The sequence below is a fragment of the Pseudomonas sp. HY2-MNA-CIBAN-0224 genome, from assembly GCF_040310285.1.
Taxonomy (GTDB): Bacteria; Pseudomonadota; Gammaproteobacteria; order Pseudomonadales; family Pseudomonadaceae; genus Aquipseudomonas; species Aquipseudomonas helleri.
Window position 1 is genome coordinate 1 of the sequence record NZ_JBEOPQ010000069.1, and the last position, 25,760, is coordinate 25,760.

Annotated in this window: 30 protein-coding genes; 19 read left to right on the plus strand and 11 right to left on the minus strand. The window is 58.7% G+C overall.

Annotation, left to right across the window (positions count from 1 at the left end):
• The first annotated feature begins 158 nt into the window (after positions 1-158).
• Positions 159-2,489, plus strand: a complete 2,331-nt coding sequence (gene fecA / locus AAEZ03_RS22370) for a TonB-dependent Fe(3+) dicitrate receptor FecA (RefSeq protein WP_350581673.1) — start codon at positions 159-161, stop codon at positions 2,487-2,489.
• Between the two features lie 200 nt (positions 2,490-2,689).
• Complete coding sequence (locus AAEZ03_RS22375) at positions 2,690-3,115, plus strand: HPF/RaiA family ribosome-associated protein (RefSeq protein WP_048391044.1); 426 nt, start codon at positions 2,690-2,692, stop codon at positions 3,113-3,115.
• A 77-nt stretch (positions 3,116-3,192) separates the two neighbouring features.
• Here the strand turns inward: AAEZ03_RS22375 and AAEZ03_RS22380 are convergent, their stop codons facing one another.
• On the minus strand, positions 3,193-3,693 hold the full coding sequence (locus tag AAEZ03_RS22380) for a phosphate-starvation-inducible protein PsiE (protein ID WP_048390220.1): 501 nt from the start codon (positions 3,691-3,693) through the stop codon (positions 3,193-3,195).
• A gap of 244 nt (positions 3,694-3,937) precedes the next feature.
• Here AAEZ03_RS22380 and AAEZ03_RS22385 point away from each other — a divergent pair, with 244 nt between their 5' ends.
• The 3 genes from AAEZ03_RS22385 to AAEZ03_RS22395 all read left to right on the plus strand — a co-directional run bounded on the left by AAEZ03_RS22385 (position 3,938) and on the right by AAEZ03_RS22395 (position 5,261).
• Entirely contained in the window at positions 3,938-4,195 is a 258-nt protein-coding gene (locus tag AAEZ03_RS22385) for a YebG family protein (RefSeq protein ID WP_278940931.1), read from the plus strand.
• 77 nt (positions 4,196-4,272) lie between these two features.
• A complete protein-coding gene (locus AAEZ03_RS22390) occupies positions 4,273-4,848 on the plus strand; it encodes an NAD(P)H-dependent oxidoreductase (RefSeq protein ID WP_350581678.1) in 576 nt (191 codons plus the stop codon).
• 38 nt (positions 4,849-4,886) lie between these two features.
• The gene (locus AAEZ03_RS22395; protein ID WP_153333275.1) at positions 4,887-5,261 is read left to right on the plus strand and encodes a MerR family transcriptional regulator; all 375 of its coding nucleotides are present in this window, start codon (positions 4,887-4,889) and stop codon (positions 5,259-5,261) included.
• A gap of 22 nt (positions 5,262-5,283) precedes the next feature.
• Here the strand turns inward: AAEZ03_RS22395 and AAEZ03_RS22400 are convergent, their stop codons facing one another.
• The 4 genes from AAEZ03_RS22400 to hmgA all read right to left on the minus strand — a co-directional run bounded on the left by AAEZ03_RS22400 (position 5,284) and on the right by hmgA (position 9,763).
• On the minus strand, positions 5,284-6,309 hold the full coding sequence (locus AAEZ03_RS22400) for a Leu/Phe/Val dehydrogenase (RefSeq protein WP_048368288.1): 1,026 nt from the start codon (positions 6,307-6,309) through the stop codon (positions 5,284-5,286).
• A 202-nt stretch (positions 6,310-6,511) separates the two neighbouring features.
• Positions 6,512-7,141, minus strand: coding sequence for a maleylacetoacetate isomerase (gene maiA, locus AAEZ03_RS22405; protein ID WP_350581681.1), 630 nt, complete (start codon positions 7,139-7,141; stop codon positions 6,512-6,514).
• 10 nt (positions 7,142-7,151) lie between these two features.
• Positions 7,152-8,456 (minus strand): fumarylacetoacetase, encoded by a 1,305-nt coding sequence (gene fahA / locus AAEZ03_RS22410; protein WP_350581684.1) that lies wholly within the window; start codon positions 8,454-8,456, stop codon positions 7,152-7,154.
• A 2-nt stretch (positions 8,457-8,458) separates the two neighbouring features.
• Entirely contained in the window at positions 8,459-9,763 is a 1,305-nt protein-coding gene (gene hmgA, locus AAEZ03_RS22415) for a homogentisate 1,2-dioxygenase (protein WP_350581687.1), read from the minus strand.
• Positions 9,764-9,924: 161 nt separating this feature from the next.
• Here hmgA and AAEZ03_RS22420 point away from each other — a divergent pair, with 161 nt between their 5' ends.
• Positions 9,925-10,719: an IclR family transcriptional regulator gene (locus AAEZ03_RS22420; protein ID WP_350581690.1), complete on the plus strand. Its 795-nt coding sequence runs from the start codon at positions 9,925-9,927 to the stop codon at positions 10,717-10,719.
• A gap of 274 nt (positions 10,720-10,993) precedes the next feature.
• On the opposite strand, the gene AAEZ03_RS22425 is transcribed toward AAEZ03_RS22420, so the two are convergent.
• Entirely contained in the window at positions 10,994-11,680 is a 687-nt protein-coding gene (locus AAEZ03_RS22425; protein WP_350581693.1) for an LrgB family protein, read from the minus strand.
• A complete protein-coding gene (locus AAEZ03_RS22430; RefSeq protein WP_153333289.1) occupies positions 11,670-12,056 on the minus strand; it encodes a CidA/LrgA family protein in 387 nt (128 codons plus the stop codon). The genes AAEZ03_RS22425 and AAEZ03_RS22430 overlap by 11 nt, the downstream gene beginning before the upstream one ends.
• A gap of 98 nt (positions 12,057-12,154) precedes the next feature.
• Here AAEZ03_RS22430 and AAEZ03_RS22435 point away from each other — a divergent pair, with 98 nt between their 5' ends.
• Positions 12,155-13,054 carry a LysR family transcriptional regulator gene (locus AAEZ03_RS22435; protein WP_048390245.1) on the plus strand — a complete coding sequence of 300 codons (900 nt, stop codon included), beginning with the start codon at positions 12,155-12,157 and terminating at the stop codon, positions 13,052-13,054.
• Here the strand turns inward: AAEZ03_RS22435 and AAEZ03_RS22440 are convergent.
• Entirely contained in the window at positions 13,035-13,490 is a 456-nt protein-coding gene (locus AAEZ03_RS22440; RefSeq protein WP_350581697.1) for a flavodoxin, read from the minus strand. The two genes, AAEZ03_RS22435 and AAEZ03_RS22440, sit on opposite strands and share 20 nt — an antisense overlap.
• A 134-nt stretch (positions 13,491-13,624) precedes the next feature.
• Here AAEZ03_RS22440 and AAEZ03_RS22445 point away from each other — a divergent pair, with 134 nt between their 5' ends.
• Positions 13,625-14,101, plus strand: a complete 477-nt coding sequence (locus AAEZ03_RS22445; RefSeq protein WP_048390249.1) for a PAS domain S-box protein — start codon at positions 13,625-13,627, stop codon at positions 14,099-14,101.
• On the opposite strand, the gene AAEZ03_RS22450 is transcribed toward AAEZ03_RS22445, so the two are convergent.
• Positions 14,079-15,026 carry a MerR family transcriptional regulator gene (locus AAEZ03_RS22450; RefSeq protein ID WP_350581700.1) on the minus strand — a complete coding sequence of 316 codons (948 nt, stop codon included), beginning with the start codon at positions 15,024-15,026 and terminating at the stop codon, positions 14,079-14,081. The two genes, AAEZ03_RS22445 and AAEZ03_RS22450, sit on opposite strands and share 23 nt — an antisense overlap.
• 181 nt (positions 15,027-15,207) lie before the next feature.
• Between AAEZ03_RS22450 and AAEZ03_RS22455 the strand changes: the two genes are divergently transcribed.
• From AAEZ03_RS22455 to AAEZ03_RS22480, 6 genes are all read left to right on the plus strand, one after another.
• Positions 15,208-15,777 (plus strand): antibiotic biosynthesis monooxygenase, encoded by a 570-nt coding sequence (locus tag AAEZ03_RS22455; protein WP_350581703.1) that lies wholly within the window; start codon positions 15,208-15,210, stop codon positions 15,775-15,777.
• Between the two features lie 95 nt (positions 15,778-15,872).
• Positions 15,873-16,583 (plus strand): dihydromonapterin reductase, encoded by a 711-nt coding sequence (gene folM / locus AAEZ03_RS22460; RefSeq protein ID WP_048390255.1) that lies wholly within the window; start codon positions 15,873-15,875, stop codon positions 16,581-16,583.
• Positions 16,584-16,606: 23 nt separating this feature from the next.
• Positions 16,607-17,170, plus strand: coding sequence for a GTP cyclohydrolase I FolE (gene folE / locus AAEZ03_RS22465; RefSeq protein ID WP_262125036.1), 564 nt, complete (start codon positions 16,607-16,609; stop codon positions 17,168-17,170).
• Positions 17,170-17,541 (plus strand): dihydroneopterin triphosphate 2'-epimerase, encoded by a 372-nt coding sequence (gene folX / locus AAEZ03_RS22470; protein ID WP_048368312.1) that lies wholly within the window; start codon positions 17,170-17,172, stop codon positions 17,539-17,541. The genes folE and folX overlap by 1 nt, the downstream gene beginning before the upstream one ends.
• A gap of 30 nt (positions 17,542-17,571) precedes the next feature.
• Positions 17,572-17,865: a DUF1244 domain-containing protein gene (locus AAEZ03_RS22475; RefSeq protein WP_048390258.1), complete on the plus strand. Its 294-nt coding sequence runs from the start codon at positions 17,572-17,574 to the stop codon at positions 17,863-17,865.
• Complete coding sequence (locus tag AAEZ03_RS22480; RefSeq protein WP_350581708.1) at positions 17,862-18,203, plus strand: HopJ type III effector protein; 342 nt, start codon at positions 17,862-17,864, stop codon at positions 18,201-18,203. Before AAEZ03_RS22475 ends, AAEZ03_RS22480 begins: the two co-directional genes overlap by 4 nt.
• 138 nt (positions 18,204-18,341) lie before the next feature.
• On the opposite strand, the gene trxB is transcribed toward AAEZ03_RS22480, so the two are convergent.
• The gene (trxB, locus tag AAEZ03_RS22485; RefSeq protein WP_048368315.1) at positions 18,342-19,307 is read right to left on the minus strand and encodes a thioredoxin-disulfide reductase; all 966 of its coding nucleotides are present in this window, start codon (positions 19,305-19,307) and stop codon (positions 18,342-18,344) included.
• A 311-nt stretch (positions 19,308-19,618) separates the two neighbouring features.
• Here trxB and cysZ point away from each other — a divergent pair, with 311 nt between their 5' ends.
• A complete protein-coding gene (gene cysZ / locus AAEZ03_RS22490; RefSeq protein ID WP_350581711.1) occupies positions 19,619-20,374 on the plus strand; it encodes a sulfate transporter CysZ in 756 nt (251 codons plus the stop codon).
• Between the two features lie 151 nt (positions 20,375-20,525).
• Complete coding sequence (locus tag AAEZ03_RS22495; RefSeq protein ID WP_314918416.1) at positions 20,526-21,695, plus strand: glycosyltransferase family 4 protein; 1,170 nt, start codon at positions 20,526-20,528, stop codon at positions 21,693-21,695.
• 135 nt (positions 21,696-21,830) lie between these two features.
• Here the strand turns inward: AAEZ03_RS22495 and AAEZ03_RS22500 are convergent, their stop codons facing one another.
• A complete protein-coding gene (locus tag AAEZ03_RS22500) occupies positions 21,831-22,316 on the minus strand; it encodes an FKBP-type peptidyl-prolyl cis-trans isomerase (RefSeq protein ID WP_350581714.1) in 486 nt (161 codons plus the stop codon).
• Between AAEZ03_RS22500 and AAEZ03_RS22505 the strand changes: the two genes are divergently transcribed.
• The 3 genes from AAEZ03_RS22505 to yihG are packed head-to-tail and all read left to right on the plus strand — an operon-like array spanning position 22,285 to position 25,689.
• A complete protein-coding gene (locus AAEZ03_RS22505; RefSeq protein WP_048368474.1) occupies positions 22,285-22,623 on the plus strand; it encodes a DUF3565 domain-containing protein in 339 nt (112 codons plus the stop codon). The two genes, AAEZ03_RS22500 and AAEZ03_RS22505, sit on opposite strands and share 32 nt — an antisense overlap.
• A gap of 60 nt (positions 22,624-22,683) precedes the next feature.
• Positions 22,684-24,783, plus strand: a complete 2,100-nt coding sequence (pta, locus tag AAEZ03_RS22510; protein ID WP_048368321.1) for a phosphate acetyltransferase — start codon at positions 22,684-22,686, stop codon at positions 24,781-24,783.
• Positions 24,784-25,689, plus strand: coding sequence for a 1-acylglycerol-3-phosphate O-acyltransferase, YihG family (gene yihG / locus AAEZ03_RS22515; protein ID WP_123749621.1), 906 nt, complete (start codon positions 24,784-24,786; stop codon positions 25,687-25,689).
• Positions 25,690-25,760 lie beyond the last annotated feature (71 nt).

The window sequence follows — 25,760 nt, forward strand, 5'->3', positions numbered from 1 at the left end:
AGCTTGCCTCGCGATCTTTTTTAAAGATCAAAAGATCGCGAGGCAAGCTCGCTCCTACACGGTGTGTGTTTATTTCAAAGAACGTGAGCTGTTTTCAAATCTGGCGTGACAGAGAAGGTAAGCCACTTCGATTTATCCCTTCTTCTCAGGACTTTTTCATGCCCGCTCAGCCGTTCCGTCTTACGTCCCTGGCCAGTGTGTTACTGGGTGCCAGCCTCAGCTTCAACGCCGTTGCCGAGCCTGACGCCAAGCACTATCACATCGCGCCCTCCTCCCTGGAAAACGCGCTGAATCAGTTTGGACGTGAAGCCGGGGTGCTGATTTCGTTCAGTTCGGCCGCCGCCAGTGGCCTGCAAAGCCACGGTCTTGAAGGTAACTTCAACCCGGAGCAAGGCTTGCAAACGTTACTCGAAGGCACTGGCCTGCAAGCCCGTTCTGAAGGCGAAGGGGCCTTTAGCCTGCAACCGGCACCCGCTGCTAACGCCCCGCAGAGTATCGAACTGGGCGCCTCCAGCGTGGTCGGTGACTGGCTGGGCGATGCCGAGCAAATCAATGTGTTCGAGCATCCGGGCGCCCGTGACGTGATCCGCCGCGAAGAGTTCGAACGCCAGGGTGCCACGTCTGCCCGCGAGGTGCTCAACCGCATTCCCGGCGTCAACGCCCCGGAAAACAACGGCACCGGCAGCCATGACATGGCCCTCAACTTCGGCATACGCGGCCTCAACCCGCGTCTGGCTACGCGTTCGACGGTGTTAATGGACGGCATTCCGGTGCCGTTTGCGCCGTACGGTCAGCCTCAGTTGTCTTTTGCCCCGGTAAGCATGGGCAACATGGATGCAGTGGATGTGGTGCGCGGCGGCGGTGCCGTGCGTTATGGCCCACAAAACGTGGGCGGCATCGTCAACTTTGTGACCCGCGCGATTCCCGTCGAGCCGACGGTCAAAGTGGGCGTTCAGACCGAAACCAGCCCGTCGTCCACCCAGGACGGCTTCAAGAAAACCGCCAACCTGCTGGCAGGCGGCACGGCCGACAATGGCCTGGGCGGCGCCGTGCTCTACTCCGGAACCCGTGGCAGCGACTGGCGCGAACACAGCGACACGCGCATCGATGACCTGATTCTCAAGGGCAACTACCAGCTCGACGAAGCCAACAGTTTCAACGCCATGGCCCAGTACTACGACGGCGAGGCGCAAATGCCGGGCGGCCTGAGCACCGCGGCTTACAAGGCTGATCCGTATCAATCGACCCGACCGAACGACAAGTTCTGGGGCCGCCGTACGCTGGTCAATTTTGGTTATCGCTACCAGGAAGACCGCCGCGAGTTCACGGTGAACAGCTTCTTCACCAAAACCCTGCGCAGCGGGTATCTGGATCAAGGCACCTTCCTCTCGCTGTCACCCCGCGAGTACTGGGTGCGCGGGATTGAAACGCGCCTGGCCCAAGGCTTTGACCTGGGCAGCAGCGTGCACGAAGTGGGCGTGGGCTATCGCTACATCAACGAAGCCGGGCACGAGTTGCGCTACCGCACGCCTATCGCTGACAACCAACTACCGACCACCAGCAGCCGCAACGACCGCGACACCCGCGGCGCCACCGAAGCGCACGCCTTTTTCATCGACGACAAAATCGATATCGGCAAGTGGACATTCACGCCCGGCATTCGCTACGAAATGATCGAACAGCAGCAAACCAATCTGCTGACCCACGTGAAATATAAAGGCGATTACAACACGCCGCTGCCTGCACTCAACGTGATGTACCACGTCAACGACAGCTGGAATATTTACGCCAACACCGAAGGCTCATTCGGCAGTGTGCAGTACAGCCAGATGCCGAACCGGGTCACTGGCGGCGAAGTAAAACCTGAAAAAGCCCGCACTTGGGAACTGGGCACACGCTACGACAATGGCAACCTGCGCGCGGAGATCGGCGCATTTTTGATCAACTTCAACAATCAATACGACAGCAACCAGACCACCGACACCGTGATCGCCCGGGGTAAAACCCGCCATCAAGGCATCGAAGCCAGCGTCAACTATGCGCTCGAAGGCTTGAGCCCTGAATTGGCCGGTTTCGACGTGTATGCCACCTATGCCTATGTTGACGCGACCATCCGCGAAGATGGGCCAAACAAAGGCAATCGTGTGCCGTTCTCCTCGAAAAACAAAGGCAGCGTTGGCGTTGCTTACACCCAAGGCCCGTGGAAGGCCAATCTGGACAGCACCTTCCAGAGCAACCAGTTCGCTGACAACGCCAACACCCGCACCGAAAGCGCTGACGGCAGCACCGGCCTGATCCCCGGCTACATGCTGTTCAACACCCGCGTCGGCTACGATTTCGGCCATCAATTATCTGACTTGAACGTGGCTGTCGGCGTTAAAAATATTTTCAACCACGAGTACTACACACGCTCGTTTGACGACAACAACAAGGGCAAATACGTGGGCGAACCTCGCACCGTGTACGTCCAGACCTCTGTTGCATTTTGATATAAATCGGCCATGGCCCGCCCACGCGGGCCTTTGTCCCTGTCAAAGACTGACGCGGATCAGGGCCAATGATTGTTCCTGAAAAAAGTGCTTGAAATATTTGCTCATCGGCTCAAACACTGTAGGCGAGCGCTGACGATGAACCTTTGAGTCGCGAGGCCGTCACAACTCACACGAGCACGCTAGATAAGGGAAGCATTATGCAAACTGAAGTCTTTTCCGATAAAAACATCGCTGTTGACGCACGCACCCAGAATTGGGTGACAGCTACAGTTGAAGTTACGCTCGAGCGTTACCTGTTAGACCTGACTCGAGTCATCGTGCATGTCACCGATGAGAATGGCGGCAAGTCCGGTCCAAAAGACAAACGCTGCAAAATGGAGGCTCGTCCAAAAGGTCACCAACCGATTCTGGTATCCCACGACGCTAATGAACTGACACTCGCCGTTGAAGGCGCTGCGACCAAACTGCAGCACGCTCTGGAGCATTTGTTCGGCAAGCTGCGTGGTAAACACACCGCAAAACTGCCCGTTGAGGGGTTCGGAGAGAAAGAGCACAAAACCAGTGCTGACGTTTTGCTCGAAGAAGAATTCCTGGAAAAAGAACAGGCTGCACTCAACAGTTGATTCAGCGCCAAGCGCACTAAAAAAGGGCGGGCTTACTTCGGTAAGCCCGCCCTTTTTAGTGGTGCAAAAAAGCCAGATTACAACTCGCCCTTCTCCACCTCCGGGTGCTCGCCAGAACCGGCGCCGGTCTTGCGATGGGGGTTTTCGATCTTCACTGAGGGGAACTGCGAAGACGCATAGCGCACCACCAGAATCGCAAACGCCAGCAGCAGAATCGCCCCGGTCAGGTACACCACGCCCATGTCCGGCGGGTTGTGATGCGAGACGTTGGAAATCAGCAAGCGGGTCAGCGCCGTGATAGCCACGTAAATCAGGAAACGCACGGGCATGTGGTTGGTCTTGAAATAAATCCCGACCATCGCCCCCAGTTCCAGGTAGATAAACAGCAGCAGAATGTCGTCGATGGTGATGTTGCCCTTCTCCACCATCTGCAGAAATTCCATCACCGCCGCCCAGGCAGTGACAGCACCAATGGCGAACAAGGCCAGGTAGTGGAAGGTTTCAACGAACAAATTGCCCATCGATTCGGCCAGCTCATGGACCCGGCGACGTAGCTTCTCAGCTTTGTTTACTCTCACGATGCAGCTCCTTGAGTCGATTAAAACGGATCATCCGCGATGAACGTGACGCTTTCTGCATGCAGAAAAAAGGCCAGTCACCGCCAGTGAGATGATGGCCAGCCGCGATTAGACACGTCCCCCGCCATTTGCAGCTAGAGTCAAAAAGTCGCTATTCAAAGAGCGGTGATTGGCTTATGCTTTTGGCTGTATAAAAACACAGTATTCGTAAGACAACTTATCGTGAAGGCATATGAGGTGGTAAATGGCCGTCGAAGTGGTATACCGCAGCAGCCGAGATCTGGAGCGTTTGTTCATGGATAAAGCCGAAGCTGACCGTCATGACAAAATGCTCGAGCTGGCCGAGCTGCTGGCTGAAGTGTTGCAAAAAGCTGTGCCGTCGCTGAGCGAGCAGCAAGTTGAAGAAGCCGGCATCTACATGGCGAAGAACCGCGATGTGTTCGCCAAAGCCTTCAAGAGCCAACCCGACGCGCTGTCCGAGCTGCTGATCGAGAGCGAGTAATCTGTCGCGCCCTCGCTTGACTCTCCCCTTTGGGGCAACGTTTACCTTGAAAGGCCTTCTTTCAGGTGAGTGTAGCGATGAGCAAGCGTGTACTGATCATTCTGGGGCATCCCTCGACCGACAGTTTCTGTGGCGCGATAGCAAATAATTATTTCGAGGCAGCAACGCACGCTGGTCACGAGGTGCGCATAGTGCAACTGGGTGCTCTGAACTTTGACCCGGTGCTGCACGAAGGTTACAACCAGATCCAGACACTGGAACAAGACCTGCTAGATGCCCAGGCAGACATCATGTGGGCCGAACACCTGGTGTTTGTGTTTCCACTGTGGTGGGGCGGCGTTCCGGCTTTGCTCAAAGGCTTTATCGACCGCACCTTCCTGCCAGGCTTTGCCTTCAAGTACCGCCAGGGCAAAGTCTTCCCTGACAAATTGCTCATAGGCCGCACCGCCCACCTGCTGGTCGCCATGGACACTACACCGTGGTATTACAAATGGGTTTACTGGATGCCGGGGCTTCATCAAATGCGCAAGCACACTTTGGCGTTTTGCGGCATAAAACCGCTGACCACCTTGATGTTCGGCCCAGTGTTAACCTCGACCACAACTCAACGGCAAAGGTGGCTGCAACAGGCCATGGCGCTAGCCCGTCACTAAGTGCTTCATCGGCCGACTGCCTCTTTTAAGGACCTTTCATGTACATCGGCAAAGCGGCCCAATTGTCAGGCACGACCATAAAAAGCATTCGTCACTACGAAGCCATCGGCTTGTTGCCCTCCCCTCAACGTCAGGGCAAATACCGCATCTACTCCCAACACAGTGTTGAGTGGCTGAAGCTCATCAAGTGTGCACAGCAGTTGGGTTTCAAGCTTAAGGAAATGCTCGCGATTGTCGAGAACCACCCAGGGCAACCCTTGCCGTGGGAGGTGGTCAGCAACGCCATCGAGGTAAAGAAAAATGCTGTGGCGAGGCAGATCGAAGCATTGCAACAGGTGCAGGCACAGTTGGTTGAATTTGAAACCCGTTTCAAGGATGCCTCACAACCTGTTAATCCGGGCTGCGATCCTTAACCTGCAGAAAACCGGCCCGCTTTTAGTCCTGCCCATACAGCAGCTTCTGCGCCAGTTCGTCCGAAACCCGGGCCGGTGAACGTTTTTCGGCCTGGGCGTGAGCGTAGATACCGGTCAGACGTTTGCTGATTTGCAGCAAATGCTGATTGATGGTTTCTGGCTGCGCTCCTTGGTGAGTCAACGCCATGTAGATCAGCCCGCCCGAATTGATGACGTAATCAGGCGCATACAAAATGCCTCGACGCTCCAACTGGTCGGCCACTTGCAAGTTGGTCAACTGATTGTTGGCGCATCCGGCCACAGCAGAGCAGCGCAATTGGGCGACGCTGTGCCAGTTCAACACGCCACCCAACCCGCACGGCGCCAGAATGTCACACGGCGTGCTGAGCAAGGCTTCGCAGGCCACCGGGTGGGCGCCCAACTGCTCCATGGCCAAGCGCACTTTGCCGGGGTCGGTGTCGCACACCAGCAACTCGGCGCCAGCGGCATGCAGTTGCTCGGCCAGGGCGTAGCCAACTTTGCCCAAGCCTTGAATAGCCACGCGCAGGCCTTCGAGGTTGTCACTGCCCAGCCGCGATGAGGCGGTGCTGCGGATGCCGGCAAACACGCCCATGGCCGTGTGCGCCGAAGGATCACCGGCGGCGGTGGTGCTGGTAACGTGGCGGGTGTATTGGGCGATGCAGTCCATATCGGCAGTGGAGGTGCCGCTGTCGATGGCGGTGATGTAGCGGCCGTCGAGTTGCTCCACGCAGCGACCAAATGCTTCAAACAGCGCTGAACGGCTTTCAACATGAGGCGCGCGCATGATGACCGCTTTTGCCCCACCCACTGCCAGCCCGGCCAGCGCTGCTTTATAGCTCATGTCCTGGGCCAGACGGACCGCATCGCTGACGGCACTTTCGTCGTTGGGGTACGCCAGGTAACGGCACCCACCCAACGCTGGCCCCAAGCGACTGCTGTGAATGGCAATCACGGCTTTAAGCCCTGTAACGGGATCAATACTGAGGTGCAGCGACTCGACATGAGCGCTTTGCATGAGAGCAAACATTAACCAGCCCTCGATCGGTGACAGGTAAACGCCAGTATAGGCCGTCGCAAAAAAGGCGTTGAAGTGAGCGGGAATAAGGTTCGAGGATTTGCGGTGGTTGCAGGTATATGGAGAACGCCAGATCTGCCGACGGCTGCGATGGTTTGATTTTCAAGATCAAAAGATCGCAGCCTTCGGCGGCTCCTACAAGGTTTAGCGTCCGTTAGATCGGCGTATCCGGTTGCCGTGCCGGGTGCGCCTGGATAAAGGCCGGGTGCTGTTCGGCCAATGTCGCCACCCTCGCAATACGCGGATAAGCCTCCAGCGACACGTTGAACCGTTGTGCCGCGTACACCTGCGGGATCAGGTACACGTCTGCCAGGCCCGGCTCCGGGCCAAAGCAATAGCCGCTGTCACCGACCATGTGTTCGATGGCCGCCAAACCCTGGCTGATCCAATGCTCGATCCACTGGTTCACCTGTTCTTCGTTCTGCCCCTGTTGGCGCAGTTGGTTGAGCACGCTGACGTTGTGCAACGGGTGGATATCGCAGGCCACCAAGACCGCAACGGCACGTTCGTGAGCGCGGGTGATCAGGTCTTCTGACAGTAATGGCCGCACCGGGTAGCGCTCTTCGAGGTATTCGATGATCGCCGGTGACTGGATCAATACGCTGCCGTCATCGGTGCGCAAGGCCGGTACGCGGCCCTGCGGGTTGATCGCCTGGTAAATAGGCTGGCGCTGCTCGCCCTTGAGCAGGTTGATCGGAACGGCCTGGTAATCCAGGCCTTTAAGTGCCAAAGCGATGCGCACCCGGTACGACGAGGTCGAACGGTAGTAAGTAAAGAGTTCCATGGCTCGCTCCTCAGCGTGCAGCGACAACCTTGCCGCGGCATTCGCCGAAACCGATTGAGGCAAAACCTTCACGCTTGCAACGGGCGCGGAAGATGATTTCGTCGCCATCTTCAAGGAATTTGCGCACTTCACCCGACGCCAATTCCACCGGATGCTTACCGCCTTCGGTGATTTCCAGCAGGCTGCCCAGTTGTGATTGGTCAGGGCCCGACAAGGTGCCCGAACCGAACAAGTCACCCGACTGCAATTGGCAACCGTTGACGCTGTGGTGAGCCACCAACTGCGCGGCGGTCCAGTACATATTCAGGCTGTTGCTCAAGCCCAAACGCTGCGCAGGCAGGTTTTGCTCGCGCATTGATGCGGTCAACAGCAGCACTTCCAGTTCGATGTCCAATGCACCGTGGGCCTGATCGTGGGCATCCAGCAGATACGGCAGCGGCTGCGGATCACCTTGCGAGCGCGCAGGTTGTGCACGGCGGAACGGTTCCAGGGCTTCGGCGGTCACCACCCACGGCGAAATGCTGGTGATAAAGCTTTTGGACAGGAACGGCCCCAGCGGCTGGTATTCCCACGCCTGAATGTCACGCGCCGACCAGTCGTTGAGCAGGCAGAAACCGGCAATGTGTTCACTCGCCTCGCCGATCGCGATGGCATCGCCCATGTCGTTGCCCTGGCCGATCCAGATGCCCAACTCCAGCTCATAGTCCAGACGGGCGCAGGGGCCAAACACCGGTTCGGTCTGCCCGGCGGGCAAGGTTTGGCCTTTAGGACGGCGCACGTCGACGCCCGACGGGCGAATGGTCGAGGCACGGCCGTGGTAGCCGATTGGTACGTACTTGTAGTTGGGCAGTAACGGATTGTCGGGGCGAAACAGTTTGCCGACGTTTTTCGCGTGCTCGATACCCACATAGAAGTCGGTGTAATCACCGATTTTGGCGGGCAGGTGCAGTTCGCAATCAGCCGCCAGCGGCAGCAGTTTGGCGCCCTGGGCTTCGATCTTGCCACGCAGGGTGCTGCCTTCGCTGAGCAGTTCCAGCAAGCGTTCACGCAAGGCCACGCGAGCGCTTTTGCCCAAGGCAAAGTAGGCGTTCAAGGCGCCACCCAACGAGGCTTCTACGGCGACTTTGGCAGGCCCTTCGAACAAACCGGCAGCCAATGCGGCTTCCAGGTCAAAGATGTGCTCGCCAATCGCCACGCCGCTGCGCGGGGCTGAACCCTGAATGCTGAACACACCCAGCGGCAGGTTTTGTAACGGGAAATCGCTGTGACTATTGGCGGAGGCGATCCAGCTACGGGTTAAGGTGGACTGGGTCATGGTTATCTCCGGTTCGGGGTAAAGGTCGAGGGCAACGAAGCCCAGCAAGCGTCGTAATGAGGTTGCAACTGCGGGCACTCGAGGGCGAATTGGCTCGGACGCAGCACCTGGCTGGTCTCAAACATAAAGGCCATGGTGTTGTCGATTTTGCTCGGTTGCAGATCGGCCGCAATGGCTTTGCTGCAGGTCTCGGCATCCGGGCCGTGGGCGCTCATGCAACTGTGCAGCGAAGCACCGCCGGGCAAGAAGCCTTCGGCCTTGGCGTCATAGCTGCCCTGGATCAGGCCCATGAACTCGTTCATCAAGTTGCGGTGGAACCACGGCGGCCGGAAGGTGTTCTCTGCCACCATCCAGCGCGGCGGGAAGATCACGAAGTCGAGGTTGGCCAGACCCGGCACGCTGGTCGGCGAGGTCAGCACGGTGAAGATCGACGGATCGGGATGATCAAAGCTGACGGTGCCGATGGTGTTGAAACGGCGCAGGTCATATTTGTACGGCACATTGTTGCCGTGCCACGCGACCACGTTTAGCGGTGAGTGATCCAGCTCGCAGCCCCACAGTTCACCGAGAAACTTTTGCACCAGGGTGACCGGCTGCTGCGAGTCTTCGTAGTACGCGGTCGGGCTCAGGAAGTCACGCGGATTGGCCAGGCCATTGCTGCCAATCGGCCCCAGATCGGGCAGGCGCAGCGGCGCGCCGTGGTTTTCTGCGATGTAGCCGCGGGCTTGTGCGTCGAGCAGTTCAACGCGGAACTTGAGCCCTCGCGGGATCACGGCAATTTCCAGAGGCTCCAGGTCCAGACGCCCCAACTCAGTGGCAATGCGCAAACGGCCCTGCTCCGGCACCAGCAGCAACTCGCCATCAGCATTGAAAAACACACGCTGCATCGAGGTGTTGGCGCGGTAGCTGTAGATGCTGATCCCGGCAGGTTTGTCCGGGCCAGCGTTGGCGACCATGCCGACCAGACCGTCGATAAAATCGGTGGGCTCGGCAGGAATCGGCAGCGGGTTCCAGCGCAGGCGGTTAGGCGTCACCGGCCCCAACGGGCCACCGGCCAATTGGCGCTCAAGCTTGGTAAAGGCCGGGTGATTGGCGGACGGCTTGATCCGGTACATCCAGGTGCGCCGCGACTCGCTGCGAGTCATGGTGAATGCCGTGCCGGACAACAATTCGGCGTACAGGCCATAGGGGACTTTTTGCGGAGAGTTCTGCCCGACGGGCAACGCGCCCGGCAATGCTTCACTGCTGAATTCGTTGCCAAACCCGGATTGATACGCGAGGTCAGACAAAGACGAGTCGAGGTTCATGGAGCCTCCAGAGTGGAGAAAACAGTGGACTCACTCAGCACTGAAACCGTGCGTGTGTCACTGCGTTATTTTTATCGTAATCGAATTACGCATAACGTAATTTGATTGGTAGTAAGCGTCAAGCTATAAAGACGCCCATTCATCCCGAGACCCGCGCCCCCATGCAAAAGCCTTCAAGCACCGCTGACAGCACCGGCAAACAGAAAGTGCGCTCTGCTGAAGTCGGCACCGACATCCTCAAGGCCTTGGCCGAGCTGTCGCCATCGACCTCGTTATCGCGTCTGGCCGAGCACGTGCAGATGCCTGCTAGCAAGGTCCATCGTTACTTGCAGGCGCTGATTGCCAGCGGGTTTGCCGAGCAAAATACCGCCACTAACCATTACGCCCTGGGCCGCGAAGCATTGCGCGTGGGGCTGGCCGCGCTCAACAGCATGGACGTGCTCAAAGTCGCCGCCCTGCCGATGGCTGAGCTGCGTGATGACTTGAACGAAACCTGCTTTTTGGCCGTGTGGGGCAATCAGGGCGCGACCGTGGTGCACATCGAAGCCGCCGTTCGTGCGGTCACGGTGGTGACCAAGCTGGGCTCGGTGCTGCCGCTGCTCAGTTCATCCACAGGGCTGGTGTTCAACGCCTTTTTGCCTGACCGCGAAACCGCCGAATTGCGCGCGCTGGAACTTGCCACCGACCATCTGCACCCGCTGCAACCTGCCCAGGCCTATACCGCAATCAGCGAGCAGATCCGCACCCGTGGTCTGCATTTTGTGCACGGCCTATTGATGCCTGGCGTCGATGCGCTGTCGGCGCCGGTGTTTGAAGCGACCGGCAAAGTAGCGGGCGTGCTGACGGTAGTTGGCCCCACCTCACTGTTCCATGCCGATGAACATGGCCCGGCCGCGCAGCGCTTGCTGGCGGCGGCCCACGCCATCAGTTGGCGCATGGGCTACCAGCCCGGTTGATCCCCGAGCACTGAGGCCAATCAGATGCAGGCCTGCAAACTGTTGCCTAATTTGTAACAGAGCTTGTCGTAAACCGGCCTTACTCTCAGGCCGGCGAGCCCTTATTCTTGTCGCACTTACCGGGCACACCCGCCCGCCAGAGCATTGAGTCACAGCGATTCTGCTCACTCTGTTTACCCTGACGTTGATTTGCTGCTCCTTGATGAACGTCTTCTTTGGCCGCTGTTTTACAGCGGCCTTTTTTATGCCCGAGATTTAAGCCCTGATGCGGGCTTTAAATCATCAGCATCAACAAGGGCGCGGCCAGCAGGTTCAGGATCCCGGTGAGGACCATGACCAAACCGGCCACCGAGCCTTCTTCGCTGCCCACTTCACGGGCACGGCTAACGCCCGCACCGTGAGCACCGACCGCAAACAGTGCGCCGCGCGCCAGGCTGCTGCGCAACGGTAACCATTTGAGCAGGATGCCGCCCATCATGGCGCCAAACACGCCCGTGAACATCACGAACACGGCGGTGAGTTCCGGCACGCCGCCCAGGCTTTGCGCAACGGGCATGGCGAACGGCGTGGTAATGGAGCGCGGCACCAGCGACAAGGTCAGTGATGTGTCGAGTGCCAGCACTTTGGCCAGCCAGTACGAGCTGCCAATCGAGGCGACACTGCCCGCCATCATGCCGAGCAACAACGCCAGCCAATGCCGCGCCAGCAGCTTGCGCTGCTGCCAAATCGGTACGGCGAACGCGACGGTCACCGGGCCGAGCACCAGCATCAGCCAATGGGTATCACGGGAATATTCGGCGTAGGCGGTGTGCAGCGGCGCGGCCACGGCCAGCAACAGGGCAGGCACCAGAATCAGCGGCGACAACAGGTAGCGCCCGGTGCGCCGGTACAACCAGCGGCTCAGGCCGTAAGTCCCCAGCGTGAGCACCAGCCAGAACATCGGCATCAGTTCAGCTTTCATGGCGCAGCTTCCAGCGGCAAACGGCTTCAACGGTAAAGGCCGTGACGATCATCACCAACAGGGTACTCACGCCAATCACCAACAAAATGCGCCAGCCCTCGTCACGCACCAAAGCGCCGTGATCGAGCAGGCTCATCAAGGCGGGAATAAAGAACAACAGCATTTCGGCCATCAGCACACCGGCGCCCAACTGCAAGGTGGCAGGCTTGACCCAGCCCAGGGCGAAGGCCAGCAGCAACAGGATCATGCCCATCACCCCGCCGGGGATCGGCACCTGCAACCACGCGGCGATCTGGCAGCCAACGAAATAGATGGCCAGCAATACGGCGATTTCACTGATCAGCCGACCCATGCGTTTTACATCGAAGCGTTTCATAGTGGTTCCAGTGCAGACAGGCGTTCAGTTTAAAGATGCACCTTCCATACCTAAAACGAATTGTTAGACTGGCCTGCATTCCAATCTGGAATCACATCATGGAATTCAAACAACTGCGTACCTTCGTTGAGGTGGTACGCCACGGCGGCTTTACCCAGGCCGCCCAGCACCTGCACATCAGCCAATCGGCGGTGAGCAAACAAGTTGCGCAACTGGAGCACAGCCTCAGCACGACGCTGTTTGACCGGTTCGGCTCGCACGTGCGCCTCACGGCAGCCGGACAGGTGGTGCTGCAACGCGCCGAAGGCATGCTGCGGTTGCACAAAGAGTTATTGAGTGAGCTTGATGACTTGAGCCATCTGGAACGCGGCGAGTTGAAACTGGGTTTGCCGCTGCTAGGCGGTAATGCGCTGTTTGCCAACCTGTTTGCCGAGTACCGGCGTCGCTACCCGAATATTCAGGTGCAACTGCTCGAAGGCGGCAGTTTGAATATTGAACAGGCGGTGTTGAGCGGCGAACTGGAGTTGGGCGGCAGCCTGACGCCCAAGAACAATCAGGCGTTTTCCTGGCAGCCCTTTTGCGACGAGCCGCTGGACGCCTTGCTGCCGGCCAATCATCCGCTGGCAGAAGGCGGCAGCGTGCGCCTGGAGCAACTGGCCGAGACACCGTTTTTGCTCTATCAACGCAGTTTTGTGCTTAACGATCGCGTGGTCCAGGCCTGTCAACAAATGGGCTTTACCCCCAAGGAAGGCGGGCGCAGCGGCCAGTCGGACTTTTTGGTGGCGCTGGTGGCAGCCGGCCAGGGCGTGGTCTTGTTGCCCAGCGTGGTCGCGCGCGAACTGGTGCGCCCCGACGTCATACGTTTAAAGCTGATTGCTCCCGACACCCTGCGCTGGGACATCGCCTTTATCTGGCGCGAAGGCGCGTACTTGTCACGCGCAGCTCAAGCCTGGCTGGAGCTGCTGCGTGAGCGGTCGATTACTGGGTCAGTGCTTTGATGAAGTCTTCAACCCACGGCTCGGAGTCGCCTTCAGGGTTAACGGTTTCGCTGGCATCCAGGCGCAGCATCGACTGGACTTCACGCAGGCCCAGCTCGGCAAACAGTTCAGTGAGCAGTTGGCCACCGCCGCAGTAGGTATCGCCATAGCTGGAGTCGCCCAGCGCGATCACGGCACCCGGCAGACCGCGCCAGGCGGCGGGCAGCAGGTCACGGATCTCGCTGTACAACGGGATCAGGTTATCAGGCAGCTCGCCCATGCCGGTGGTCGAGGTCACCGCCAAAAAAGCGTCCGGAGCAAAGGCCTGAATTTCGGCCAGCGTGGCGCGCGGGTTAAACAGCACCTCAAAACCGGCATCGGTCAGCAGTTGTTTGGCGTTGCGGGCGACTTCTTCTGCGGTGCCGTACACCGAGCCTGAAAGGATGGCGACTTTCATCAATCTGATCCTGTAACTGACTAAAAGGCAGGGATACTAACAGGTGACGCCATGCTTTCGGTGATAGCACGTAGACAGCTTGTCGCGATGTCCTAAAATGGCTCGAACTTATCTGACTTTTGGAGTGCTGCACCATGATCAACGCCCGTTTACTGCAGCGCATGGTGGACGCGTCCCAGGACGGTATTGTGGTGGCCGAGCAGGAAGGTGAAGACAACATCCTTATCTACGTCAATAAAGCGTTTGAGGCACTGACGGGCTACAGCAGCGACGACATCCTGTATCAGGACTGCCGCTTTTTACAGTCAGGCGACCGCGACCAGATTGGTTTGCACTTGATCCGCGAGGCCATCGCCAGCGGAGAGCCGACACGTCAGGTGCTGCGTAATTACCGCAAGGACGGTTCGTACTTCTGGAACGAACTGTCGATCACGCCAGTGTTCAACGACGCTGATCAGCTGACCTATTTTATTGGGGTGCAAAAGGATGTCACCCAACAGGTAAAGGCCCAGCAAAAAGCCGCTCAACTGGAGATCGAGTTGGCGGCAGTAAAAGCTGAACTGGAGGCGCTCAAAGCGGCCAACGGTGTTAGCGCGCCGCCGCTTGCTTAAGCTCAGCGTCCAGGCGCTGGTTCATCAAAGCGGTCTCGCTGCCCAGACAGGCAATCGATGAGCCAGCCAGCGCGTCTTGTGCCACATTGGCGGCCTCACCGGCCAGCGCCACTGAACAGTCCAGCGATTGCGCAAGGCGTACCAAGCGGCGCTGATGGGCCGCGCCCACTACCTGCCGGGCGAACAGCACCACCGCACGAGGCTGAACCTGCTCACAAATCAGCGACAGCTCATCCAGCGGCTGACCAACGGCTAATACTCTGATCAGCCGGTCATTGCGACTCAACAGCAAACCGGCCACCAGCAGTTCCAGCTCAGTGCACAACTCGGGCAGCCCCACCAGCAACACGCAATCGTGGGCGTCCATGGGTTGCAGGTGCAGGCGCTGCTGAACGCGGCCGCGCAAAAAGCGATCCAGCAGCAACCATTCGCTGGTGCGGCCAAACTCATCTTGCGCCTTGAGCAGTTGCTCCCAGAGCGGCATCAAGATGCTTTTGAACACGACTTCCAGCGGGTAACTGGAGAAAATCTGTCCGTACAGACGATCCAGTTCAGCTTCGTTAAAGGCGCTGAGCGCAGCTTGAACACGCGCTTGCCACTGTTCGTATTCGTCAGCCAAAGCCTCTTTCGGCACGCTGACAGAGGCGGTCGGTCGTGCCAGCAATTCGGCCACTTTGCTGACCGCAACGCCGCGCTCAAGCCAGCCCATGACCTGACGCACTGCCTCAATATCGCTCATTGTGTACAAGCGATGCCCTGTTTCGGTGCGTGTCGGCTGGATCAAACCATAGCGCCGCTCCCAGGCACGCAAGGTCACCGGGTTAATGCCGGTGAGCCGGGCGACTTCTCTGATCGGGTACAGGCCCGGCAGTTCTGGCTGACCTGCCGCGAGCGCAACGGGCTCAAGTTCAGTGATCACGGGCATGGTTAAGGCCTGTTACAAGAGTGAATTGAGGGATTCTACGCTTCATCTCCCTCGCTGTGGCGATCCCGTTGACTGCATTCGGGAACAATCCTTGCTTGTTTTTCCAGACACAGCCCACCACCCCGGCGCTGTGTTTTGTGATTGCCCTACCCGGGCAGCATCAGCCTCATGGAGATACACAATGTCTACCTCCCCTGTCACATTGATGGTCGCGCGCCGTGTCGCGAAAGGCCGTTACCAGGAACTGATCGCCTGGCTGCACGAAGGCGAACAGTTAGCCACCGACTTTCCCGGTTACTTGGGTTCAGGCGTGCTGGCTCCGCCCCCGGGCGACGATGAATTCCAGATCATTTTCCGCTTTGCCGACGAAGCCACCCTGCACGCGTGGGAACACTCGGTGTCGCGCAAAGCCTGGTTGCAGCGCGGCAGCCACCTGTTTGCCAACCCTTCAGAGCATCGCGTCAGCGGCATCGACGGCTGGTTTGGCGCCGCCGGGCAGCGCCCACCGCGCTGGAAACAGGCCGTGGCCATCTGGCTGGCGTTCTTTCCGGTGTCGTTGTTGTTCAACTTTGCGCTGGGCCCATTGCTGAGCGAGTTGAGTGTGTTGCCACGGGTATTTGTCAGCACCTTGGCCCTGACGCCACTGATGGTTTATCTGTTTATTCCGCTTTCGACCCATTTACTCGCAGGCTGGCTGCACAGCACGTCCAACAAGCCCTTGCGCACAAACTCCCTCGCGCAACGCAGTTAACCGATCGCCCCGGGCTTGGCAGTCAGGTCGCGGACGCTGGTATAGTTTTGCCATTGCGCCGCGACTGTTTCCGGCTATTTCGCATCGAGCCCGTCATGCCCACGTCTTCTGCCCCGATCCTGATCACTGGTGCTGGCCAGCGCATTGGTTTGCACTGTGCCCGGCAACTGCTGGCTGACGGTTATCCCGTCATCATCAGCTATCGCAGCGAAAAGCCCGGCGTTCAGGCGTTGCGCGAGCTGGGGGCGACGACGTTGTATGCCGACTTTTCCAGTGAAGGCGGCATTCTCGACTTTATTGAGCGGCTTAAAGCTCACACCGACACGTTGCGGGCTATCGTCCATAACGCCTCGGCGTGGCTGGCAGAGACGCCTGGCACTGAAACCAGCGCCTTTACCCAGATGTTCAGCGTGCACATGCTCGCCCCGTATCTGATTAACCTGCATTGCAGCGAGTTGTTGTTGCGTTCAAGCCCGGCCGACATCGTGCATATCAGCGATGACGTGACCCGCAAAGGCAGTAGCAAGCACATTGCCTATTGCGCCACCAAAGCCGGACTCGACAGCCTCACGCTGTCATTCGCGGCTAAACTGGCGCCCCATATCAAAGTAAACGGCATCGCCCCGGCCTTGCTGATGTTCAACCCAGACGACGACGCGGCGTACCGCACCAACGCCCTGGCCAAGTCAGCCCTGGGCATTGAGCCCGGCGCCGGGGTGATTTATCAAAGCCTGCGCTACCTGCTGGATAACCCGTACGTGACCGGCACCACCTTGACCGTCAACGGCGGACGACACGTTAAGTAAGACGTCCGCGAGGAAGCATTTTCATGAGCACATCATTGCCTGAGCACTACCGCGAGATCCTGGTCGGCCTCGGTGAAAACCCTGAGCGCGAAGGCCTGCTCGACACCCCGAAACGCGCCGCCAAGGCCATGCAGTATCTGTGTCACGGCTATGGCCAGAGCGTTGAGGAAATCGTCAACGGCGCCCTGTTTGCCTCAGACAGCGATGAAATGGTGATCGTCGCAGACATCGAGCTTTACTCGTTGTGCGAGCACCACCTGCTGCCGTTTATTGGCAAGGCCCACGTGGCCTACATCCCGACCGGCAAAGTATTGGGCCTGTCGAAGGTTGCCCGCATCGTCGACATGTTTGCCCGTCGCCTGCAGATCCAGGAGAACCTCACCCGCGAAATCGCCGACGCCATTCAGACCATCACCCAGGCGGCGGGCGTTGCCGTGGTAATCGAAGCCAAGCACATGTGCATGATGATGCGCGGTGTAGAAAAACAGAATTCGACCATGAACACCTCGGTCATGCTCGGCGCGTTCCGCGAGTCGAGCAGCACCCGCATGGAGTTCCTGCAATTGATTGGACGGAGCAAGTCGTAATGCCACAACTTCAGCCAGGAACGGCCCGCATCCGTGTCAAAGACCTGCGTCTGCGCACCTTTATCGGGATTAATGAAGACGAGATCCTCAACAAGCAGGATGTCTTGATCAACCTCACCATCCTGTATGCCGCGCAAGAAGCGGTACGGGATAACGACATCGATCACGCCCTGAATTACCGGACCATCACCAAGGCGGTGATTCAGCACGTCGAAGAGAACCGCTTCGCCCTGCTTGAGCGCCTGACCCAGGAACTGCTCGACCTGGTGATGAGCAACACCGCTGTGCAGTACGCCGAAGTCGAGGTCGACAAGCCCCACGCCCTGCGCTTTGCTGAATCGGTGTCGATTACGCTGGCGGCATGCCGCTAAGCTACAGCCCACTGAACCCAGGTAAATCTTATGACGCCCCAAGAACAACTTGAACTTGAAGCTGCCGCCTTTCGCCGCCTTGTCGCGCATCTGGACAGCCGCAAAGACGTACAAAATATAGACCTGATGAACCTCTCGGGTTTTTGCCGTAACTGCCTGTCCAAGTGGTACAAGGCCGCGGCAGATGAACGTCAGATCGAGGTCAGCCTCGATGACGCCCGTGAAGTGGTCTACGGCATGCCGTACGCCGAATGGAAATCCCTTTACCAGAAAGAAGCCAGCGCCGAACAAGTAGCGGCGTTTGCCAAAGGAAAACACGAATGACTGATTTGAACACCCTGCGCGCCAGCCTCAACAGCGGCGAACACGTATTTGCCGACACGCTTGCGTTTGTCGCCGCGCAGTACGATTACCAGCCGCAGGCTTTCAACAACGGCGGCGTGGAGAACGCGGCCGGGCAAAATGAAGGCTCGTGCAAGACCTTGGGCCTGGCCCTGCTCGAAGGGTTCAGCGATGAAGAAGCGCTGCTGGCGTTCGGCGAGCATTACCGCTCAGTACTGGCGACGCCAGAAGGCACCGACCACGGCAACATCCGCGCGCTGATCAGCCACGGCCTGGCCGGGGTTACATTCCAGACCCAGCCGCTGACGCGCAAGGCTTAAGCACGTCATCCGGTGTAGGAGCGAGCTTGCTCGCGATCTTTTGATCTTTTAAAAAATCGCGAGCAAGCTCGCTCCTACAAGGGATTTGTGTTGCTCACAAAAAAACCGGCCGAAGCCGGTTTTTTCAGGCGCTACGGATTACTTGAACTCAGCGTTCTGCAGGCCGTCCAGGTAACGCTCGGTGTCCAGTGCTGCCATGCAGCCGGCACCGGCCGAGGTGATGGCTTGGCGGTAAACGTGGTCAGCCACGTCGCCTGCCGCAAACACGCCTTCGATGCTGGTCGCAGTGGCGTTGCCTTCACGGCCGCCCTTGACCACCATGTAGCCGTCTTTGAGTTCCAGCTGACCTTCGAACAGCGAGGTGTTCGGGGTGTGGCCGATGGCGATGAACACGCCGTCTACTTTGATTTCGTCAAAGCTGCCGTCGTTGTTTTTCAGGCGGGCACCGGTCACGCCCATGTTGTCACCCAGCACTTCGTCCAGGGTGGCGTTCAATTTGAACTCGATCTTGCCTTCAGCCACGCGGGCGTTCAGCTTGTCGATCAGGATTTTCTCGGCGCGGAAGGTTTCGCGGCGGTGAACCAGGGTCACTTTGCTCGCGATGTTTGCCAGGTACAGGGCTTCTTCAACTGCCGTGTTACCGCCACCCACGACTGCCACCGGCTTGTTGCGGTAGAAGAAACCGTCGCAGGTTGCACAGGCCGAAACGCCCTTGCCCATAAAGGCTTCTTCAGACGGCAGGCCCAGATAACGGGCGCTGGCGCCGGTGGCGATGATCAGCGCGTCGCAGGTGTAAGTGCCGCTGTCGCCGGTCAGGCTGAACGGTTTGTTTTTCAGATCAACGGCGTTGATGTGATCAAACACGATCTCGGTTTCAAAACGCTCGGCATGCTCACGCATGCGTTCCATCAGGACCGGGCCGGTCAGGCCGTGTACATCGCCGGGCCAGTTGTCGACTTCGGTAGTGGTGGTCAGTTGACCGCCCGCCTGCATGCCCGTGATCAGCAGTGGTTTGAGGTTAGCCCGGGCAGCGTAAACGGCGGCGCTGTAACCGGCAGGGCCAGAACCCAGAATAATCACACGCGAATGACGTACTTCAGACATGACTCACTCCTATGGCCGCCCGTGTCGAAATCGGGGCGGAACGCCGCTTTACCGGCTGGAATAAAAAGAAACCGCTCACCTGCTCAGGCCAGGTCTGTGACCCGCAGGTCCTGAAAAATGTAGGTGCAGCGTATATAGGCCGCTGAGAGTAAGGAAATACGCATTAACAATCCAGCTCATAGCAGTCCTCTATGTGCTCAAATTCATCATTGGACGTCTTTGTTACAGTTATTGTCGAATCCGCCTCCAGGCTTTCGCCCTGCGCGTAAAGCCGTTAAGGTCGGCCGATTTTCCACTGCCCGGAGCCCACTATGCCCGCCCCTGTTCTATCTGGCCCGCAGTACCTGCGTGAAGGCCTGAAGCTGGTCCTGAGCCCAGGCCTGCGTTTATTTGTGTTGTTGCCGCTGCTGATCAACCTGGTGCTGTTTGTCGGGCTGATTTACTTCGCCGGGCATCAGTTCAGCCTGTGGGTCGATACCTTGATGCCGACGCTGCCCAGTTGGCTGAGCTTTCTCAACTACGTGTTATGGCCGCTGTTTGTGGTGTTGCTCATTCTGATGGTGTTTTTCACCTTCACCATGTTCGCCAACATCATCGCCGCGCCTTTTAACGGGTTTCTCTCGGAGAAAGTCGAAGCCGTGGTGCGCGGGGTCGATAACTCGCCGCCGTTCAGTTGGGGCGAACTGATCGCCATGGTGCCCCGCACACTGGCCCGGGAAATGCGCAAGCTGGGCTACTTTCTGCCCCGCGCGATTGCCTTGCTGATTTTGTCGTTTGTGCCCGTGGTCAACCTGGTCGCCGCGCCGTTGTGGCTGATCTTCGGGGTCTGGATGATGGCCATCCAGTACATCGACTACCCGGCCGACAACCACAAACTGGGCTGGAACGAGATGCTCGCCTGGCTGCGCCAGAAACGCTGGCAGAGCCTGAGCTTTGGCGGGGTGGTGTATCTGGTGCTGCTGGTGCCCGTGGTCAACCTGCTGATGATGCCTGCCGCTGTGGCCGGGGCAACGCTGTTTTGGGTGCGTGAACGGGGCGAAGAAGCCCTGGCCGTGAAAAAGCCATGAAGGGATAAAAATCACGGCTCTCAGCGCTGCATTAAAAACGCTGAGAGCCGTACAGCACCTAAGCTGTCTCCACGCTGTCTACGCTTACGTCGCCATAAATTCATCATTTGGCTGACACGTAGCCGACACAGATCACGTTGAGACTGGTGCCATGACAACTGCCCTGCATATTTCCCTGATCACCGAAACGTTTCCACCAGAAATAAACGGCGTGGCCAACACCCTTGGGCGTTTGTTTGATGGCCTGCGCGCTCGCGATCACCATGTGGAGCTGGTGCGCCCTCGCCAGACCTGCGATGGCAATCAACGCAGTAACGATCAGGTAATGCTGTGCCGGGGCTGGTCTATCCCCGGTTATCCGGGACTGCAGTGGGGCATGGCCTCCACTCGTCGCTTGATGAAGCGCTGGCAAGTACAACGCCCGGACGTGGTGTACATCGCCACCGAAGGCCCGCTTGGGTTGTGTGCGCTGCGCGTGGCACGCCGACTGGGTATTGCAGTGGTCAGCGGCTTTCATACCAACTTCCAGCATTACTCCAGCATTTACGGCCTGGGGGTATTTACCCGGCTGCTGACCCAATATTTGCGCTGGTTCCATAACCGTTCGGCGTTGACCCTGGTGCCCAGCGCCAGCCAGCGGCTTGAACTGCAGCGTCGGCATTTTGATCGCCTGGAGTTACTGGAGCGCGGGGTCGACAGCCGACTGTTCAGCCCGGCGAAACGCCAAAGCGCCTTGCGCCAGAGTTGGGGATTGGGCGAAGACGATATTGCCCTGCTGCATGTCGGTCGCCTGGCACCCGAGAAGAATCTGGGGGCACTCAAGCACTGCCTGGAAGCCTTGCAGGAGCGCTTCCCGCGGCGCCGCTTCAAGCTGATCATCGTCGGTGACGGGCCCAAACGGGCCGCACTGGAAGCCTCGCTGCCGGATGCGTTTTTTTGTGGCGCTCAATCCGGTGAAGACCTGGCCCGCCACTACGCCTGTGGCGACGTGTTTTTGTTCCCGAGCCTGACCGAAACGTTCGGCAATGTGGTGCTCGAAGCCTTGGCCTCAGGGCTGGGCGTTGTGGCTTATGACGCCGCCGCGGCGGGCCAGCATATTCGTCATGGCTACAACGGCGTGCTGGCCATGCCAGGGGATGAATATGCCTGGATCGACGCTGCTGCCTGGCTCTTGGAAGAGCCGGAAACCCTGCGCACCGTGCGTCTCAATGCGCGCCACCATGCCTGTCGCCAGGGCTGGCCGCAAATTATCGAACAGTTCGAAAACCAGTTGCAGCGCGCCTGCCAAAGCCAGGCAGGTCCGTTGCCGCTATCTGAATAAAGGCGCCCTGACCTGGGCCGCGCGATCGTTAGCCAACAATCATCCAGAGTGCTGATGACATAACTTAGAGGCGCAAAAAAAGGCGCCAACAGGCGCCTTTCTTTACTCGCTCACAGGTGAGCGAAGTAGCCGGTATCAGTACTGATGACCGCCTTCACCGTGCACGTGGCCGTGAGCAACTTCTTCTTCGCTCGCGTCACGTACAGCAACAACCTTTACCTTGAAGTTCAGGCGCTGACCCGCCAACGGGTGGTTGCCATCAACGGTTACGTCGTCGCCGTCCAGATCACGGATGGTCACGATTTGCATTTGGCCGTCCGGCGCGGAAGCGTGGAACTGCATGCCAACTTCCAGTTGGTCAACGCCTTCGAACATGCTGCTGCTCAGGGTGCTGACCAGTTCAGCGGAGTATTCGCCGTAAGCGTCTTCTGGCTCAACGGAAACGTCCAGTTCATCACCGACGTTTTTGCCTTCAAGGGCTTTTTCCAGACCCGGAATGATGTTGCCCGCGCCTTGCAGGTAAACCAGCGGAGCGCCGCCAGCAGAACTGTCAATGACATCACCAGCGTCGTTGGTCAGGGTATATTCGATGGAGACTGCCTTGTTGGCGGCGATCGTCATGGGGCGAGACCTTTTGCAAAATAATAATGAGTTCGCAAGTTTAACCAAGCATTCGCACGAAAGCGAACACAACCAAGACCAACGGATAACTTTGAAAACCTCAACAATCATTGGCTGGCGCCAAGATGAAGAGCAGCACTGGGTTGCTGTGCTCTCCTGTGGCCATACCCAGCATCAGCGCCATCAACCGCCCTGGCAGTCACGGCCCTGGGTGCTGGACCCTGAGCAGCGGGCAAAAAAAATAGGCCAGCCCTTTCGTTGTGGCTGGTGTGCTCAGGAGGCTGATAGCGTTAACCTTGGCAATTGATTCCAGCACATGGCTCGTTTATCGAGTGTTGCTCTTGCACTGCTACGTCAGGAAGCTCGCATGCAAACTTTCTTTATCGCCCCCACTGATTTTGGTGTGGGCCTGACCTCAATCAGCCTCGGCCTGGTTCGCACCCTGGAGCGTGCAGGCTTGAAAGTCGGCTTTTTCAAGCCCATTGCCCAGCCGCACCCCGGCGACACCGGGCCTGAACGTTCGACCGAACTGGTGGCGCGTACCCACGGCCTCAAGCCGCCACAGCCCTTGGGCCTGGCCCACGTTGAGCGCATGCTCGGTGACGGCCAGCTCGATGAGCTGCTCGAAGAGATCATCAGCCTTTATCAGCAAGCCGCCGTTGGCAAAGACGTGTTGATTGTTGAAGGCATGGTGCCCACGCGCACCGCCAGTTACGCGGCGCGCGTCAATCTGCACCTGGCCAAGAGCCTGGATGCAGAAGTGATTCTGGTGTCGGCCCCGGAAAACGAAGTGCTGACCGAGCTCTCCGGCCGGGTTGAGCTGCAAGCGCAGCTGTTCGGCGGGCCGAAAGACCCGAAAGTGCTCGGCGTGATCCTTAATAAGGTGAAAACCGACGAAAGCATGGAAGTGTTTTCAGCGCGTCTCAAGGAGCACTCACCGTTACTGCGGACCGGCGACTTCAAGCTATTGGGCTGCATTCCGTACCAGCCCGAACTCAATGCCCCGCGCACCCGTGACGTGGCCGAGTTGCTCGGCGCGCAGGTGCTGAATGCGGGCGATTATGAAACCCGGCGCATGTCCAAGATCATCCTCTGCGCCCGCACCGTGCTGAACACGCTGCAACTGCTCAAACCCGGCGTGTTGGTGGTAACCCCCGGTGACCGCGATGACATCATCCTGGCCGTCAGCCTGGCTGCCATGAACGGCGTTCCGCTGGCGGGTCTGCTACTAACCAGCGACACCAAGCCCGACCCGCGCCTGATGGAGCTGTGCCGTGGCGCCTTGCAAGCCGGACTGCCCGTGCTGTCGGTGAGCACCGGCTCGTACGACACCGCCAACCAGCTCAATCAGCTCAACAAAGAAATCCCGATCGATGACCGCGAACGCGCAGAAATCATCACGGATTTTGTCGCCAGCCACCTCGACGCGCACTGGCTGCATCAGCGCTGCGGCACGCCACGGGAGATGCGCCTCACGCCTGCAGTGTTCCGCTATCAATTGATCCAGCGCGCCCAGCACGCCAACAAGCGGATCGTCTTGCCCGAAGGCAGCGAGCCCTTGACTGTGCAGGCCGCAGCCATTTGCCAGGCCCGCGGTATCGCCCGTTGCGTGCTGCTGGCCAAGCCTGAAGAAGTTCACGCCGTGGCCAAGGCCCATGGATTTGAACTGCCGCCGGGGCTGGAGATTCTCGACCCGGATGTGATTCGTGGCCGTTATGTCGAACCGATGGTGGCCCTGCGCAAAACCAAAAGCATCAATGCGCCGATGGCCGAGCAGCAACTGGAAGACCCGGTGGTGATCGGCACCATGATGCTCGCGCTGGACGAGGTCGACGGGCTGGTTTCCGGGGTCATCCACTCCACTGCCAACACCATCCGTCCTGCCCTGCAACTGATCAAGACCGCGCCGGGCTGCACCTTGGTGTCGTCGGTGTTCTTCATGTTGTTCCCGGAACAGGTGCTGGTGTACGGCGACTGCGTGATGAACCCGCACCCCTCGGCCACTGAACTTGCCGAAATTGCCCTGCAAAGTGCTGACTCAGCCGCAGCGTTCGGCATCACTCCGCGCGTGGCCATGATCAGCTACTCCAGCGGCGACTCGGCCAGCGGTGAAGAAGTCGAAAAAGTCCGTGAAGCGACCCTCCTCGCCCATGAAGCCCAGCGCGCACTGCTGATCGACGGCCCGTTGCAATACGACGCTGCGGCCAACGAAACAGTGGCCCGCCAACTGGCGCCCAACAGCCAGGTGGCCGGCCGTGCGACGGTGTTTGTCTTCCCCGACCTGAACACCGGCAACACCACGCACAAGGCCGTGCAGCGCAGCGCTGATTGCGTGAGTTTGGGCCCGATGCTGCAAGGCCTGCGCAAACCGGTGAACGACCTGCCCCGTGGTGCGCAAGTGGACGACATCGTGTACACCATCGCCCTGACGGCGATTCAAGCCGCCAACCGACCTATGGATGTGTAAATGCTGGATTTTCTGCCTGCGCCGTTACGCGGCGTCATTGCTTCATTGTTCTTGGCGATCAACACCATCGTGTGTTGCACGCCGTTGTTTGTGGTTGCGATCTTTAAGCTGTGCCTGCCGTTCAAGCCCGCGCAACGGGTGACCGACGAGCTGATGCGGCACATTCACCAAGCCTGGGTTGGCAACAACAAACGCTGGATGGATCTGCTGGGCAAAACCCGCTGGCACATCAAGGGCCTCGACGGGCTGGACTATGAGCACTCGTACCTGGTGACCAGCAACCACCAGAGCTGGGTTGACATCATGGTGCTGCAATACGTGCTCAACAAACGTATCCGCCCGCTGAAGTTCTTCCTCAAGCAAGAGCTGATCTGGGTGCCGGTAATCGGGCTGGCGTGGTGGGCGTTGGGCTTCCCGTTCATGAAGCGCTATTCCAAGGCGTACCTGGCCAAACACCCGGAAAAGAAAGGCGCCGACCTGGCGACCACACGCAGAACCTGCGCCAAGTTCAAAAACCAGCCGGTGGGCATTTTCAACTTCGTCGAAGGCACACGCTTCACCGAAGGTAAACACGCTGAACAGCAATCGCCGTTCCGCTACCTGCTCAAACCTAAAGCCGGCGGCATTGCCTTCGTGCTGGATGCGATGGGCGAGCAGTTAAAGTCCATCGTCAACGTAACGATTCATTACCCTGGCGGACGTCCGGGGTATTGGGACTTGCTGTGCGGCAACGTGCGGGACGTGGTGGTGGTATTTGAAGAGCTGGAAATCCCGGCGGAGTTTATCGGCAAAAACTACGACCAGGACCCGGCCTACAAATTGGCGTTTCAGAGCTGGATCAACCAGTTGTGGGAAGACAAGGACCGGTTGTTGGGCGAGTTGCATCGGGAATACCCCAAAGTCTGATACAACACCCCCCCTGTAGGAGCGAGCTTGCTCGCGATCTTTTAAAAGATCAAAAGATCGCGAGCAAGCTC